The sequence below is a fragment of the Bacillus sp. SJZ110 genome (assembly GCF_006715455.1).
In the GTDB taxonomy this organism is placed as follows: domain Bacteria; phylum Bacillota; class Bacilli; order Bacillales; family Bacillaceae; genus Bacillus; species Bacillus subtilis.
The window spans coordinates 87,885-103,787 of record NZ_VFNF01000002.1 but is presented as its reverse complement, the minus strand read 5'-3'; the positions used below and the strand labels follow the sequence as shown (position 1 = coordinate 103,787).

16 protein-coding genes are annotated in these 15,903 nt (G+C 44.7%); 9 read left to right on the top strand and 7 right to left on the bottom strand.

The features are described from left to right. Positions 1-14: 14 nt before the first annotated feature. The gene (locus tag FB592_RS06045) at positions 15-1,148 is read right to left on the bottom strand and encodes a DUF445 domain-containing protein (RefSeq protein ID WP_021479649.1); all 1,134 of its coding nucleotides are present in this window, start codon (positions 1,146-1,148) and stop codon (positions 15-17) included. A 266-nt stretch (positions 1,149-1,414) separates the two neighbouring features. On the opposite strand from FB592_RS06045, the gene spaC reads away from it, so the two are divergent. The 6 genes from spaC (at position 1,415) to FB592_RS06015 (ending at position 5,527) form a co-directional block, all read left to right on the top strand. Continuing rightward, positions 1,415-2,506 (top strand): spore coat associated protein SpaC, encoded by a 1,092-nt coding sequence (gene spaC / locus FB592_RS06040; RefSeq protein WP_032725304.1) that lies wholly within the window; start codon positions 1,415-1,417, stop codon positions 2,504-2,506. After that, positions 2,496-3,857, top strand: a complete 1,362-nt coding sequence (yheD, locus tag FB592_RS06035) for a spore coat associated protein YheD (RefSeq protein ID WP_038829273.1) — start codon at positions 2,496-2,498, stop codon at positions 3,855-3,857. The genes spaC and yheD overlap by 11 nt, the downstream gene beginning before the upstream one ends. Before the next feature lie 149 nt (positions 3,858-4,006). Then, a complete protein-coding gene (locus FB592_RS06030; RefSeq protein ID WP_010886462.1) occupies positions 4,007-4,225 on the top strand; it encodes a YheE family protein in 219 nt (72 codons plus the stop codon). Positions 4,226-4,434: 209 nt separating this feature from the next. Continuing rightward, positions 4,435-4,638, top strand: a complete 204-nt coding sequence (gene sspB / locus FB592_RS06025) for a beta type acid-soluble spore protein SspB (RefSeq protein WP_003233287.1) — start codon at positions 4,435-4,437, stop codon at positions 4,636-4,638. Positions 4,639-4,742: 104 nt separating this feature from the next. After that, the gene (locus FB592_RS06020; RefSeq protein ID WP_003245136.1) at positions 4,743-4,868 is read left to right on the top strand and encodes a hypothetical protein; all 126 of its coding nucleotides are present in this window, start codon (positions 4,743-4,745) and stop codon (positions 4,866-4,868) included. Between the two features lie 38 nt (positions 4,869-4,906). Further along, on the top strand, positions 4,907-5,527 hold the full coding sequence (locus FB592_RS06015) for an SDR family oxidoreductase (protein ID WP_014479319.1): 621 nt from the start codon (positions 4,907-4,909) through the stop codon (positions 5,525-5,527). Positions 5,528-5,575: 48 nt separating this feature from the next. Here FB592_RS06015 and bmrD read toward each other — a convergent pair whose 3' ends face one another. The 3 genes from bmrD to FB592_RS06000 all read right to left on the bottom strand — a co-directional run bounded on the left by bmrD (position 5,576) and on the right by FB592_RS06000 (position 9,632). Next, positions 5,576-7,597 carry a multidrug resistance ABC transporter ATP-binding protein/permease BmrD gene (gene bmrD / locus FB592_RS06010; RefSeq protein WP_103804001.1) on the bottom strand — a complete coding sequence of 674 codons (2,022 nt, stop codon included), beginning with the start codon at positions 7,595-7,597 and terminating at the stop codon, positions 5,576-5,578. Continuing rightward, positions 7,594-9,351 carry a multidrug ABC transporter ATP-binding protein BmrC gene (gene bmrC, locus FB592_RS06005; RefSeq protein ID WP_003245157.1) on the bottom strand — a complete coding sequence of 586 codons (1,758 nt, stop codon included), beginning with the start codon at positions 9,349-9,351 and terminating at the stop codon, positions 7,594-7,596. The genes bmrD and bmrC overlap by 4 nt, the downstream gene beginning before the upstream one ends. A gap of 119 nt (positions 9,352-9,470) precedes the next feature. Next, on the bottom strand, positions 9,471-9,632 hold the full coding sequence (locus tag FB592_RS06000; RefSeq protein ID WP_010886461.1) for a hypothetical protein: 162 nt from the start codon (positions 9,630-9,632) through the stop codon (positions 9,471-9,473). A gap of 163 nt (positions 9,633-9,795) precedes the next feature. Between FB592_RS06000 and FB592_RS05995 the strand changes: the two genes are divergently transcribed. Further along, positions 9,796-10,296 carry a universal stress protein gene (locus FB592_RS05995; protein ID WP_015252456.1) on the top strand — a complete coding sequence of 167 codons (501 nt, stop codon included), beginning with the start codon at positions 9,796-9,798 and terminating at the stop codon, positions 10,294-10,296. Between the two features lie 126 nt (positions 10,297-10,422). After that, complete coding sequence (gene nhaC / locus FB592_RS05990) at positions 10,423-11,784, top strand: Na+/H+ antiporter NhaC (RefSeq protein WP_049140665.1); 1,362 nt, start codon at positions 10,423-10,425, stop codon at positions 11,782-11,784. A gap of 38 nt (positions 11,785-11,822) precedes the next feature. On the opposite strand, the gene dat is transcribed toward nhaC, so the two are convergent. Beyond that, positions 11,823-12,674: a D-amino-acid transaminase gene (dat, locus tag FB592_RS05985; protein WP_103803999.1), complete on the bottom strand. Its 852-nt coding sequence runs from the start codon at positions 12,672-12,674 to the stop codon at positions 11,823-11,825. 284 nt (positions 12,675-12,958) lie between these two features. Between dat and FB592_RS05980 the strand changes: the two genes are divergently transcribed. Further along, positions 12,959-13,807, top strand: coding sequence for a polysaccharide deacetylase family protein (locus FB592_RS05980; RefSeq protein ID WP_032725295.1), 849 nt, complete (start codon positions 12,959-12,961; stop codon positions 13,805-13,807). A gap of 23 nt (positions 13,808-13,830) precedes the next feature. Here FB592_RS05980 and srtN read toward each other — a convergent pair whose 3' ends face one another. Continuing rightward, a complete protein-coding gene (gene srtN, locus FB592_RS05975; RefSeq protein WP_032725294.1) occupies positions 13,831-14,574 on the bottom strand; it encodes a sirtuin NAD-dependent deacetylase in 744 nt (247 codons plus the stop codon). A 69-nt stretch (positions 14,575-14,643) separates the two neighbouring features. Then, positions 14,644-15,759: a small-conductance mechanosensitive channel protein MscY gene (gene mscY / locus FB592_RS05970; protein ID WP_015383218.1), complete on the bottom strand. Its 1,116-nt coding sequence runs from the start codon at positions 15,757-15,759 to the stop codon at positions 14,644-14,646. Positions 15,760-15,903: the final 144 nt, after the last annotated feature.

The following is a 15,903-nucleotide window of genomic DNA, read 5'->3' as shown; positions in this document are numbered from 1 at the left end:
GAACCCATTTCTTCTTAAAAAAGGATGACAAACAGTGCTTGAATCGCGCCTATAATTCCGCCGAGAAGGCCCCCCAAATAGGTAATCATTTTAAATTCTTTTTTTGAAATGGACAGCACCATTTCTTCAAGACGCTCCACCGGGAACTGATCCACCTGCTCCTTGACGATTTCCTCAAGACGCAACCGTTTTAAGACACTTTCAAGGTTGGACGAAATCCCTTCAAGCAATTTGTCTAACAGTGCCGGCAGCATTTGCTGGGTCAGCTCAGATTCATAGCGGACGGTAAGCGTGCCAATCGTATTGTTGAAGAAAGGGGCAGTCGAAAATGCTTGCAGCATTCTTCGTTTCAAACTGAAAATGAGCGCCTTTGCATTCCATTTTTCGTCTGCTTCATTAAACGTATACTCCCTCAGCTTGCCCCATTCGTTTTTTAAGAGATCAGAAAGCAATTTATTTGTTTCCTCATTCCGCAAGAATTTCAGCAGCTCCGGCAGCACGCGATCCGCAAGGCTTGAATTGCCAAGAAACATTTGCACCATGCTTCCAAGCATGCCGCGCTCTTTTAAAAAGTCATCAATCATATTGCCAAGACGGATTTTTCCTTCATCACTTTCAAAATAACGGACACTCCGTGACAATATATATCCTGAAATCATCGGAATTTTTTCCTCAAGCTTTTCCTGCACCTCTATAGGCACCAGCTCTTTTAACGATTGGTCCCCGTATTGGCGGAAAAGCTCATTCAGCTTATCATCGGTCCAGCTGCTGATCCATGCATCAGCAGCTTTTTCGGGGCGCTTCATCCCGGCTTTTTCAAGAGCTTCTTTTACTGTCACTTCAGAAAGTGACAGCTTTTGAATCAGCTGTTCCCCCACTCGAAGAGCCTGCGTTTTGGCTGCATCAGAGACGAGCCGCTTTTTAATGCCTTCAGGGGTTAAGAGATGATTGACTACCATCAGTCCCATTTGTTTTGCAAGTTCATCTCGCCGTCTTGGAATCAGCCCGGGCGTAAAAGGAACTCGCTTCCCAAACAAATAGTACGCTTTATACGGCCTAAACAGCATTTGAATTGCTAAATGATTGGTCACCGCTCCAATGGCAGCGCCGATCACGATCATAAAAATAAAGGTTCCTGCAATACCCATTCCTATTCATCTTCCTCCATCTGTGCTTCAGCTTTTTTCATATAGATTATGTACCTATACGTATTATAGAGGCTCATGCAATCACTTAGCAAACGAGGAGACAAATTCCTGTTCTTAGAAAATCAGCTTGTTCTTTTGGAATAGGGCAAGGTGAAGAATCGTATTCTGTAAAGTAGAATACCGTCAGCTGCGTTCGTCTTACATGTATTTAGTGTAAAGCTGCGGACACCCGCCGGCAGCTTTTGAATAAAAGGGGGAGTCTCACCATGATAACACTCGGTTTTATGTCCTTATCCCGCCAGCATGAAGCGGATTATTCCGCAGAACTGGCCAAAAGAGCACCCGAATTCGGCATACGTTTCATCCGGTTTACACCATTTGATATTTTACCTGACACTTTGCGTGTCAAAGCATCGGTCTATCATTCGGCCAGCAGCACATGGAACGAAACTGAAATGGCGATTCCAGATTATATTTATGATCGCTGTTTTTACGGCAAGGATTCACATTCCCAAAAAGCAAAACCAATCGTTGAGTGGCTCAAAAAATATCCGAAAACGGAATTTATCGGGCGGGGTCTTCCCGATAAGTGGACCGTCCTTCACGATTTGCAGCAGCACTCTGTAATCAATCCCTATATTCCCGAAACGATAAAGGTGAACCGCTACGAACAAATTCAATCCTTTTTATCCAAAGAAAAAGCCTGCATCCTTAAACCGGCATTCGGCGCGGGAGGCAGAGGCGTGATTCTTTTGAAGCTGGGCAAGAAAAACATCACTGCTACTTATCACATCGGAAAGGATAAGCAGACAAAAACGTTTTCCAACCAGACTTCTTTTAAAACATGGTGCAAAAAAGTGCTTCAGCATCAATATTTGCTTCAGCCTTACTTAAACATTCAAGATAAGGAACAATACCCTTGTGATATTCGTCTGTTTATGGAAAAAAACGAAGCAGGTGAATGGAATACAGTCGGAAAGGCAGTAAGACGCGGATACAAACACGGGCTGCTGGCCAATTTGTCAGGCGGATCTGATGCGCTGACATTTGACTCCTGGTTTGAAGATATACCGAAAAAACAGCAAGTGGTTTTACTAGATGATGTGTTTTCGATTACCCAATCGGTTCCGTATTATCTTGACGAGCGCTACGGGCCGTTATTTGAACTCGGTCTTGATATATGTCTTGCTAAGGACGGGAGAATTTGGATTTTAGATATCAATTCCAAACCTGGCAGGAAGTCAATCTTACGTGTCTCTCCCGAGCAAAAAGAACAGCTGTACACTTGTCCCCTAAAGCGCTGCCAATATCTGTTTTCTGAACAAAGCCAGAAAGGAGTTCTTCCGCGTGAATCCTAAACGGTTTTTGATCGGCATAGACAAAACCAGTGAAAATACCCTGTTTCTGCCCTCTTCGCTGAAGCGAGACGGACTTTTGCATGCCGCATTCGGAACGAAGGTTGTCAGATGCCACGTTGCTTACAGACGGCATCTGGAACAAACCGTGCTGCTCTCTGAAAATCTGTTTCATGAGCTTTTGCTCCCCCACCGAAGCAGGGCTGATATACTGATTCATGATCATACAGTGCATATCGGGCCGTTAGTCGGCATCTTTACGGCAGGGTTTACTGTATCTCTTGAACGTCCATTTAAGGAGCGTTCCCTCTTTTTTTCTAAGCTTGTCACGTTACACGAGCAAGCCGGAGGCTACTGCTTCGTTTTTGGCGCGCACCAAATCAATTGGGAGGAAGGCACGATTGAAGGCCTCCTTTACAGGGAAAACGGCTGGGAGAAAAAAATCGTTCCATTGCCGAACGTCGTTTATGACCGTTTGCCGAACCGAAAAATTGAAGATTCACTTCTCTTGCAACATACAAAAAAGAGGCTGATCGATGAATATCAGATCCCATGGTTTAATAAAACGTTTTTCAATAAATGGAACGTTCATCAATTGCTCGAAAAAGATCCGAGAACGGCACCCTTTTTGCCTAGATCCGAGCTGACACCGTCTGTGGAGCTGATAGATGAGCTCTGTGGCGCATACAAAAAAGTCTATATCAAACCGGCAAATGGAGCACTCGGCACCGGCATTTATCAGCTGAAAAGAACAGATGGCGGCCTGACGGTAAAGCATACGAATGACGCCAAAACATTTACTTCGATTGATTATTCCGATGCCGCCTCATTCCTTGCAGAATTTCAAAAACAGCACAACACGTCCGACTTTCTCATTCAGCAAGGTGTTGATCTCATCGAATTTCACGGCAAACCAGCGGATTTCCGTGTCCATACCAATAAAAACAGAAAAGGAAAATGGACAGTGACAGCAATCGCCGTAAAAATTTCCGGAAAGAACAGCATTACAACACATCTTTCTAACGGCGGCACTGTAAAGACACTTGCGGAAGTATACGATGATCCCGCTGAAAGAGTTGAGGTCATAAAAAAGCTTTCTGCAGCGGCACTGACGGCAAGCCATGTCCTTCATGATCATATCGAGGGGTTTATCGGGGAGATTGGTTTCGATTTTGGCATTGATCAGAACGGTAAAGTATGGATGTTTGAAGCGAATTCGCGCCCAGGCCGAAGCATTTTTTCTCATCCAAATTTGCATCATGTTGATTCTCTTACAAAACGAAGAAGCTTTGAATACGCGTCATATTTATCTGAGAAGGCAATCACATCTCCTGAAGCATTGTGGCCTTCGTAACCTGTCCGCTTTTTTAATAAAGCGGGCTTATCTTTATCCAAAGCTGGGACAATCTGCATATTAAGGCCTCTTCAATGATGTTCTGAAACAATGATACAATGAACATAAGCCGTTTTTATTCAGGTCAATTGATACCAAATGTAAGGAGCGTGGCCGTAATGATTTCTCATTTCAGCTGGAAACCTTTGTTCCCAAAAGAAAAGCTGCCCGGATGGAAAATTTCATTTTATTATAAAGGGACCCATTATGAAGGCATCTATCATAAGAGCGGTGAGATTGAATGGGGAGACTTGTTTCCCGCCCGCGCTGACGAGCCTGCTCTTACAAACGAGATACATGAACTGATGCTTTTTCATATTTATGACTAGCTTAGCCTAAACGGCTAAGCTTTTTTTGCTTTCTCAAGATTTACCACACAATTCTCCGCATGAGTTTCCAGCCATTTTAACATAATACGTAGTAACAAGCCGGCAAAGCATTGGGTTACGCCGAGGCGGCAGTGACACCCGAGAAGGGTTCACAGATTGGTGCAACTCCAGTTAACCCAACCATACTAAATAAAAAGGAGATTTTACACATGGCTAACCAAAACTCTTCAAATGACTTACTAGTTCCTGGCGCAGCTCAGGCTATCGATCAAATGAAACTTGAAATCGCTTCTGAATTCGGCGTTAACCTTGGAGCGGACACAACTTCTCGCGCTAACGGTTCTGTCGGAGGAGAAATCACAAAACGTTTAGTATCTTTCGCTCAGCAGCAAATGGGCGGCAGAGTTCAATAACAATTCAATATATGGCTATAGAGGGCGCGGTTTCCGCGCTCTCTTTATTTTGTCACCCTTTTTTCCTGCTCCACATATCCTAGAAAAAAAGGGAGGGAATCGGGGTGTCATTCATCACCATTGTGAATTGGGAGCTGGTTCAGTTCGTAAGTGTATCCATGATTCATGAATATGTTTCCCATCGTTCTGTTTATTTGTACAGGTATTCTTTCCCGCGCTGTTCAAACTGAGAACATCCTTTTATAATGAAAGGCGAGGAGGTTTTTTGATGAAAATCGCTTTATTAGGAGCCAGCGGCCGCGTCGGACAAGCCTTTTTAACACAAGCTGCAGCAGATGAAAGATTTGATATTTTCGCTCTGATCAGATCTCAACATGCTGATTTTCCCCTTTCAAAAGACAGAACCATCATGGGGAACGCCCGCCGCTTAGAAGATGTGAAAAAAATAATGGAGAATGCTGAAATCGTGATCAGCTGTCTAGGCACAGATGGTGATGATACCTTGTCAACTGCTATGGCACACATTCTCTCCGCTATGGAGGAACAGCATATCAAACGGCTTATTACGATCGGCACCGCAGGGATCCTAGATTCCCGATATGAACCGGGAAAATACCGATTTGAAACAAATGAATCGAAACGAAAGCAGACCCGCGCAGCCAAGGAGCATGCAAAAGTATACGAAATGCTTAAAGAATCATCATTAGACTGGACAATCATCTGCCCCACTTACCTCCCGGACGGAACAGCAACCGGCGTATATCGTACGGAGCGTAACGTTTTGCCTGAGGGCGGCACAAGCATTTCGGTCGGCGATACTGCGGACTTTTTATATCGTGAGCTCGTTACAGGTGAGTATGTCGGATACCGTGTCGGACTGGCTTATTGACTACATAAACCAAAAACCCAAAACACGATTGTTTTGGGTTTTTGAGCGTTATGCAATGGAATGTTTCTGTCCCTTTTGCAGTTCATACATTTGATAATATTGGCCTTCTAATGCCATCAGTTCCTCGTGGTTCCCTCTCTCAACAATTTCTCCTTTATCAAGAACCAAAATCTGATCAGCATTTCTGATTGTTGAAAGCCGGTGAGCGATGACGAAGGTGGTGCGTCCTTGTTTGACGACATCAAGCGCCTTCTGGATCACGGCCTCTGTCTCTGTATCAATATGCGCCGTTGCCTCATCTAAAATCAAGATCGCGGGATCAAACGCCAAAGCTCTTGCGAAAGAAATTAACTGCCGCTCTCCAGAGGATAGCGTGCTGCCTTTTTCAATCACGGGCTCATTAATGCCTTTAGGAAGCTTCTTAAGAAGAGGCTCAGCACCGACTTGCCGCAGTGCATTTTTTATTTCTTCTTCAGTCATTCTTTCGTCATCCAGGCTTACGTTAGATCCGATTGTACCCGAGAATAAGTACGGGTCCTGAAGCACAATGCCCATATGGGATCTGAGTTCCTGTCTTGACATGTTGTAAATGCTTTTTCCATCAATTAAGACATCACCTTTTTGCGCATCATAAAAACGAAACAGAAGATTCAAAATCGAGCTTTTTCCTGATCCGGTATGGCCGACGAGCGCTACGGTTTCGCCTTTTTGCGCAGTAAAGGAAATATGCTTTAATACCTCTTCACCTTCTTGATACGCAAATGACACATCACGAAATTCAACCCGCCCCAGCGCGCGCTCCTTCGCCGGTTCACCCGCTTCTTCTGTATTCTTTTCTTCAAGCAGTTCAAAAACACGCCCGGCGGAGACCCTTGCAAGCTCCAGCTTTGAAAACTGATTGACGATGCCTGTGATCGGCTGAAATAACCGGTTCAAATAATCGACAAACGCGTACAGCACACCGATAGAAACAATCCCCGCCGCATTCAGGCTCGCACCGCCAAAATGCCAGATCAGACAGACGAACGCAAGATTGCGGATGACATTGACCAGATTATGGGACATTAAGGAGTTTAAATTCAGCATCCTGTTTTGGAAATAAAAATGTGATTCATTTAATTCCTCAAATTCTCTCATTGTTTCCTTTTGATGGCGGAAAGCCTGAATAATGGTCATGCCTTGAATTGACTCATTCATTTTTGCGTTAATGTCACTGTTGATCGAGCGGATTTTTTGGTTGTAATATGACGCATATCTCCGGTATATGACCGACCACAGCCAGATAATCGGCACAATTGCCAGACATACAAACGCAAGCTTCACATCAAGCAGAAACAAAGCCGTGAATATCCCGAACATATAGATTCCGCTTGTCACAAATGTTGAAAGCACTGTGACATATAAATCCCTAATAGCCTCCGTATCATTGGTAATCCGCGCAACGACTTTTCCGGCCGGAAGGTTGTCAAAATAGCGAATCGGCATTTTCTGTATGTGCGAAAACACGTCCTGCCTCATCTTTTGAATAATCCGATTGGCGCTCATCTGCAGCAGATAATGCTGTCCGTATTGAAAGAATACCGAAAACACAAGCAAGCCCCCATACAGGCAGATCAGTAACACCATTCCCTTTATTTCCGGCTGATAGAACTGGAAAAGTTCCTGCTTAGTCAGCTTTTCGGCAGCATATGCCCGGCTCTTGTCTCCGTTTGTGATCGTCAGCTTCCCGTCAGAAACCGTTCTATTCCCGTCGAAGCTGACAGCCTGATCAACAAAATAGAACGCCATTCCCACTTGATAAATATGCGCTTCTTTTGCTTTTGAAACAGGCTCCTGCAATCGGTCCTCTCTGACATATGAGACGCCGTGAAACTGAATGGCATTTTTATCTTTTTCCGCAGCTTCATACCATGTTTTCTCAATGCCGAGGATATGGTCGTCTATCATTTTTTTGCCAATAAAGGGCCCAGTCAGTTCTGCACCGACGGCAACAGTTAGCAAAAGGACGGCTGTGATCAGCAATTTTCGATAAAGAAGTGCGTATCTCCATAACGTTTTTCCTATTTTCATGCCCCTGCTCCCCCTTCTTCCGCAGTGAACAGCTGCTGTCTTTCATATTGTTCCCGGTACCACCCATTATTGGCCAGCAGTTCTTGATGCGTGCCTCTCTCAGCAATGACGCCGCCGTCCATCACAAGGATCAGGTCAGCGTGCTCTACCGCGGATAATCGGTGTGTCAAAATAAATGTCGTTTTTCCTTTGCGGTTTTCTCTGATGTTCTTGATAATTGCAGCCTCTGTTTTGGCATCTACAGCGGAAAGTGAATCATCCAGAATCAAGATTTCCGGATTCGCCATGAGTGCTCTCGCGATCGAAATTCTTTGTTTCTGCCCGCCTGACAGTGCCACGCCTTTTTCACCGACCATTGTCTCCAGACCGGACGGAAGCATGTGCAAATCTTTTTCAAAATGTGCTTCGGCAATGGCTTGCTGAACCTCTTTATCAGTTGCATCCTGTTTTCCGTATAAAATATTTTCTTTTACAGTCCGTGAAAACAGTAAATGATCCTGAGGCACATATCCGATCCATCCGCGGAGACGGTCAAGAGGGATTTGCTGAATCGGTACACCTGAAAATGTAATGCTCCCTTCACCTGGAGGATACTGGCGCAAAAGCTGCTTAATAATTGTCGTTTTTCCGCTCCCGGTTTTACCTGCAATCCCGACAGTCTGCCCTTTTCGCACCGTAAATGAAATATCCTGAAGATTGTCACTTGTTGAGCTTGGATATGTAAAGCTGACATGACTGAAAACGATATCTCCAGGCTCTTTAAGATCAGCGGGCTGTTTTGGATCTGTCACATCCGTTTCATAAGAAAGAGTTTCATTTACCCGATCTAATGACGCATTGCCGCGCTGCATCACATTAATGAGTTCACCGATTGCAAACATCGGCCAAATCATCATGCCGAGATAAACGTTAAAGGACACTAACTCTCCAAGCGTCAGCTCGTTCCGGAATACAAGAAACGCTCCGTAGCCGAGCCCAATCAGATAGCTTGCGCCGACAAGCAGTTTTACCGTCGGCTCAAACAGTGAATCAATAAAAGCCACTTTCATATTTTTCTGATAAACATCAGCGGTCATTTCATTAAACCGGCGAACATCGTTTGTTTCCTGAACATACGCGCGAATCACCCGCACGCCTGAAACAGATTCCAGCACTCTGTCATTCAGCGCCCCGAACGCGTTTTGGGCCTCAGTAAACCGCTCATGAATTTTACTTCCATATAGACTGATTGCAATCGCCATGACTGGAAGCGGGATAATGGCGGCAAAGGTCAGCTTCCAGCTGATCAAAAACCCCATTGTCAAAAAGATCGTCATCATAAACATCGTAGAATCAACTAACGTCAAGATGCCAAACCCTGTGGTTAAACTGACGGCCTGAAGATCATTTGTCCCTCGTGCCATTAAATCGCCTGTTCGGTTTTTTTCATAAAACGGCGGCGACATAGTCAGCAAATGCCCCATCAGCTTCGTACGAAGAATTTTCTCCATCAGATTCGCTCCGCCAAACAGCTGATGCATCCAAAAATAAGACATGATATACACGGCCGCCGTCAGCACAAAAAAGATACCGATATAAAACAGCAGCCCTTCCGCAGTAAATGCCCCTGCTTTCATATCATCTATGGCGTTCCCCAAGAGCTTAGGCGGAAACATTTCAATGACATTGACTGCTAATAAAAGGACAATCGCAATCGTATAGCGCAGCCAGTACGCCTTAAAAAACCAGCCAAGCTTTTTCAAAACTGAAAACATCTATCCCCATCTCCTCATCAGCCGCCTTCTATTTTTTCCTTGCAGCTTTTTTCATCCAATTTGGCACGAACAGCCCTCGCCTCTGTATTGGTCTTCACATCCCATACACCTGTCTTTCCTTAGATTTTGTATATAAAAAAGGCATGAAGCGTCAGCTCCATGCCTTTTTTAACCGATATGTTACGCACAGCGCTTTTCAGCGCGCGGTCCGACCTAAAAAACCGTTCACGAAAACAGAACAAAAGGTTTGCCGCGCCAATATGAAACTGTTTGATAAACACGCAAATTCCTTGGCATAGCAAACCCTCCTTCCATTCTGATTTCATCTTTTTATCATCATATAAACAAAACCTTTTATTGTCAATCATTACTTGAATAGGAAAAGGTTAATGGTGCTCAAATTCGGGTAGTAGTGTTGTAAGACGCTTTGAAAGGGTGAGAAGGATGTTCCATGCTGACCGTATCATTGTTGCGTTTGACGGAAGTGAAAATAGTAAGAAAGCGCTTCAGACAGCCATTGATCTTGCTAAAACCGTAAATGCCGCTATTACCGTCGCCCATTCACATGATATGAAAGACAATCAGACCGTCATCGACCCGCCCAGACCCGCAGCTGAGGCAAGCTATATCAGCGGAGGCATGACAAGTGTTCCTGATCCGCTGATATCGGATGTAACATCACCTGAGCCAATGATCTATGAAGACCGTACGGAAGAAGTCATCGCCGAAGCAAGAATGATGCTGAATGAACAGCAGGCAGATGGAGATATCGATATATTAGAAGGCGATCCGGCTGAATCAATTATCGAGCATGCAAACCGCATTTCTGCCGATATGATCGTAACCGGAAGCAGAGACCAAAACAGGCTGAAAAAGCTAATATTCGGAAGTGTAAGTGAAAAGCTTTCAGCGAAATCGGATATACCCGTCCTGATTGTAAAGTGAGCACGCCCTGTGCTCACTTCTTTTATATTCATAATTGTGAAAAAACATAGATTTTCGTTTTTTTCTGTTATAATGCTTTCGTGCCCAAAAGCACAAAAGCATTAAAGATAAATATGGGGTGTTATTTTGGATTCTCAAAAAAAGCTGACGTTTCCGTTAGCCGTCGGTTTATTTATATTGATGTTATGCATTATTATTTCTTGCTTATTCTTGCTTCATGTAGAACCTCATATCCCGCTGTTTTTAAGTGTTGTCATGCTTTCAGCAGCAGCTTTATGGTTTGGATTTTCCTGGAAGAGTATTGAAAAAGGGATTGTAGACGGGATCAAAAACGGCGTACAGCCGATTATTGTTCTAGCGCTGATCGGCATCTTAATCGGCGCCTGGATGTACAGCGGCGCAATACCGACTGTGACAGTTTATGCCCTATCCTTTATTGAACCAAGCCACCTTCTGTTGACTGCTTTGTTTTCATGTATGATCATCAGCACACTTGTTGGCTCAAGCCTGACAACTGTAAGCACAATCGGAGTAGCGCTGATCGGCGTGGCGAGCGCGGCTAGCGTTCCGCTTGAATGGACAGCAGGCGCAGTCATATGCGGCGCTTGTTTTGGGGATAAAATGTCGCCGATGTCGGACACAACCAACTTTGCAGCCGGAATAGGCGAAATACCGATCTTTGAACACATTCGCCATATGATGGGCACAACCATTCCAGCTTTGCTCATCACTGTCGTTCTGTTTTACTTTCTCGGTTCATCAGTGTCAGCGGACGCTGCTTCAACCGAGAATATTCAGCAGGTCATAACCGGAATAAAAGATGCCGCAAACGTGACACCGTGGGCCCTTCTTTCTCCGCTCTTAGTCGTTTTGCTGGCAATAAAACGGGTATCAGTAATCCCCGTTCTGACTGCCGGAATTATTTCCTCGGGAATTTTGACTGCTATTTTTGTACCCGACAGCAGCCTGCAGGCGTTTATGACAGCTTTGCAAAATGGCACAACTTTCGAAACTGACAATGAGGCAGCCGCTAAAATTATTAACAGAGGCGGACTGCAATCCATGATGGGCTCTGTCTCTCTCATTATGATTGCTTTTGCACTCGGCGGATTGATGGAGAAAATCGGATTGATTTCTGCACTATTGGAAGGCGTCATGAAAGGCATCCGCTCAAAAGGCCGTCTTGTTGCAGCAACTGTCTGCTCAAGCATCGGCGTCAACTTGGCCACCGGCGAACAGTATTTATCAATATTAATACCGGGACAATCATTTAAATCTTTATATGACAAACGAAACATCCAGCGAAAATTTCTGACAAGATCATTAGAGGACGGCGGAACATTAATTAACCCATTGATTCCTTGGGGCGTCAGCGGCGCATTTATGGCGAGCGCACTTGGTGTTCCAGTCATAGACTACATCCCGTTTACGTTCTTCCTCTATATATCGCCGATGATCTCCATTTTGATTGGATTTGTTAAAAAATAAAAAGAGCTCCGCTGTAAAAAGCGGGCTCTTTTCTTCGTTCATTTATGAATGCTAGCAGCCTGTTGAATGCTTTCTTGAAAAACAGCCTGAAGCTGTTTGGTCACCGGTCCGGGTTTCCCGCTTCCGACCGATTGTCCATCGAGCGTCACAACCGGAATAATTTCTGCCGTCGTTGACGAAATAAAGATCTCTTCCGCCTGTTTCAACTCTTCTTCACTGACAGGAGTCTCATCCAGTTTAATCCCATTCTTCTCAATCAGTCCTATAATATTCATCCGTGTAATTCCATTGAGAATGAGCCGGTTAGCCGGATGTGTTCGCACTGTGCCGTTGATAACGGCATAAACGTTAGAGGATGTACCCTCCGTAACAACGCCGTCCCTAAGTAAAATGGCTTCAAATGCTCCGGCTTCATAGGCCCTTTGCTTCGTCATGACATTATACAGTAAATTCAGACTTTTGATATCACATCTTAACCAGCGAAGATCCTCATCTGTAATGGCCGCCACTCCGTATGCCTGCTCTTGCTCCGGTTTTTTCACCGTAAACGTATAAGCAGTAGTCTGCGGCTCGAGGCCGGCTTCATACTGGTGTTTTCGCGGGGCCACACCTCTTGTTGTCTGAATGTATACCGCTCCCTCACTGACCGCATTTTCCTGTACAAGCTTTTGCAGGTCCCACTCGAGATCTTCTATACTGAATGGCAGTGAAATTCCGATTTCAGCAGCACTTCTGAAAAAACGCTCTGCATGCTCACGTAAGCCGAACAATACTCCTTTGTACACCCTGATCACTTCATAGATGCCGTCACCAAACTGATAACCGCGATCTTCCAAATCGATTGATGCTTCACTGCGCCCAATCAGCCGGCCATTGACTAAAACCTTCATAAAAGCCCTCCCTTTTCGAGATGTCCCTGATGTCATTCAAGCTGTCATTGTCACTAATTCTACCATATTGGACAAGCTGAAAAACAGAAAGATCAAGAGATCTATAGCGGAAAGGAGTTTATTTTTTCCTTAAAATCTGACATTTCGACAAATTTTCTATGTGCTTTCCAGTTTTATTCCTGTATACTTGACTGGTAATACATAGGTTGTAAACATAAGGCATCTTCATAAGCTGCCTGCTGTACAGCATTATGTAGAGATTTTATGCCAATGGAGAGATTGTTATGCGACAAACGAGAGGAGAGGCTTCTCCTTCTGCAGTTTCGCTTGCTTTTAAATTTGCAAGTTTAGCAGTTTTATGTGTGCTGCTTTTGCTTATGGTGATTTTGGGTTATTCTAACAGTTCAACGAAAGCAAAGGAAGTCACTGTCACAACTAACGGACAGCTTCGAGATGAGAAGGAAAGCCTTAAGCTGAAAAACGACTCCCCCGATCTGCTGATAAAACATCTGCAGACAAAGCAGGACATGGGAGATAAAACGGTTTACTTAACCTTCGATGACGGCCCGTCAGCCTTTACAAACCGCTTGCTCGATGTGCTGAAAAGCGCTGATGTAAAAGCGACGTTTTTTATGCTGTCACCGCGGATGAACGAATTCAAACAAGCTGTGAAAAGAGCAGAAAAGGAAGGCCACGCACTCGGTTTACATGGCGTTACCCACAATAACAGATTGTTCTATCAAACACCGACATCTCCGCTAAAAGAAATGCAGGAGGCGCGTGACACGCTGCAGGACATTACAGGATATAAAACCGCTCTTGTCAGAACGCCCTACGGAAGCAAACCGTCACTAACCCCCTCACAAATCCGCAATCTTGAGAAAGACGGTTTTGTATACTGGGATTGGACGATTGACAGCATGGACTGGAAATACCGAAATTCAAAGTATGTGACGGCCGTGTTAGAGCAGCTTGAAAATATGGAACACAGCTCTTCAGGCCGCCCGAATGTGATTCTCATGCATGATCTTCCCGCTACCGTAAACGCGCTGCCGGTACTAATCAATAAATTAAAAGAAAAAGGCTATTCCTTCGGAGTGTTAGAGGACACAATGGTTCCTGTTCATGAATAAAAAAGTGAGGCGCATAAGGCGGCTCACTTTTTTATGCCCAAACTTCGGGCAAACTCGCCGATTTTTTGATGGATGACCATGTCAAACAAGCTGTCACAATACGTTGGTTCAAGGTTTATGATGACTTTCTTCATGCCGGGAATCAGACTTGCATCCTCAGGCACAAATCTAGCCGGAGCCACTTCGAGAGACGTGCCGATAACCAATAAAAGATCTGCTTGATCCAGCTTTTCATAAAGGGTGTCAAAGTGCATGACGGCGTCGCCAAAGAGAACAACATCGGTTTTTAATACCGTTCCGCAAATGTCCCCATTGTTTCCGGCCGCCGTGCACTCCGGCACCTCCCGCTCCAGCAAATGGGGAAGATCATATCGGGCGCCGCATGCCGGACAAGCTGCTGTCTGGATAGAACCATGCAGTTCGTATACATGCCTGCTCCCCGCTTTTTTATGAAGACCGTCAATGTTTTGCGTGAAAATATCGACCTGCTTCCCTTGCTTCTCCAGCTCAGCTAAAAGCAAGTGTCCTTCATTCGGTTCAAAGCTGCCGCTCATTTTCATCTGGAACAATTCTTTGAATTTGGGCCAAAACAGACGCGGATGACTTGAAAAATAATCAAGGCTCATCGCTTCCATTCTTGAGGCATCTTCCGTCCAAATGCCCCCTGCTGAACGAAAGTCGGGAATCCCTGATTCTGTGCTCATTCCCGCTCCGGTCAGCACAACAATTCGCTGTGCTTCATGTAGAATACTTTTGAATGCTTCCAACTCAACACCGCCTTTTTCTCTTATTTTACCATGAAAAAGACTCCGCCTCTGTCAGACGAAGTCTCTCTTTTAAGCCCGTTCCTTTTCCTCTTTATTTAGATTCACCTGGAATGGGTCGCTTTCGTGCTTTTGCTTGACAACAACCATTTGGCCGGGATATGCAAACTGGACACCTTCTGCACCTAAAATCTCAATAATTTTATAGTTGATATCCTCTCTAATATTAAGGTTTTCAGCCCAAACTGTCGTTTTTGTATAGAAGTTAAAAAATAAATTGTAGTAGCTGTCGGCAAACGTATCGAAGTTGACCATGATTGTTTCATTATCAACGCCCTCATGCTCTAAGAGCATTGTTCTGAGAGAATGAATGGAGCGTTCAAGGTTCTCAATCGGCGTAGCGTAGGACACATGGATGGAAAACGTAATCTGGCGTTTGGTCATTCTTGTCCAGTTCGTGATCGCTTCCATCGACAGCGTAGAGTTCGGCACCGTTACAAGCGCCCCCTGTGCTGTTCTGAATCTCGTGCTCCTAAAGGTAATATCCTCGACTGATCCTGTTACTGTCGACGTCTCCACCCAGTCACCAATTGTAAACGGCTTTTCAGTAATAATAATAATACCGCCGAAGAAGTTGCTGATGGTATCCTTCGCGGCAAGCGCAAAAGCCAGTCCGCCAAGACCAAGGCCCGCTACAAATCCGTTGACATCATAATTGAATTCCTGAGCGATCACACTGACACTGAGCGCAATGATCACAAAACGGAGCAATTTGGATAAAAACGGGGCCAGAATGTCATCCATGTCAAGCTCAAAGCGCTGATTCACCTTATGGAAGATAAACGACGATGTTGCGGTCAAATTGCAAAGACCCCAGCACAAGAGCGCCACAATCAGTGAGCGGTATATTTTGCTGATGACCGGCATTTGCTCATCTAAAAACGGTGAATACCGGATCGCTAAAAACAGCCCAAGGGCAACAAAAAACCATCTGGCCGGCTTATCAAACGCCAGAACCACCTGTTTAAAAATTTCTGTTTTCGGCCGGTTTGTCAAATTAAAAAGCAGGTTAAAGAAATATCTTGTGAATAATTTTCTAAGTATAAGAAACACCAGCAAAATCGCCAAGCTGATGCCGATTTGAATGATGATATCAAGCGTAAAATACTGCTGCAGATAATCCGGCATGACTGTCTCCCCTCTATCCCAATCAATTGTTTATTATACTAAAATATTCGTAAGGATGTTCATTTAAATGTCTTTTGCAGCACAAAACCCCGGCGAAACGCCGGGGTCATTTCTCAATTCATCTATCAGCCAGATTCAATAGGG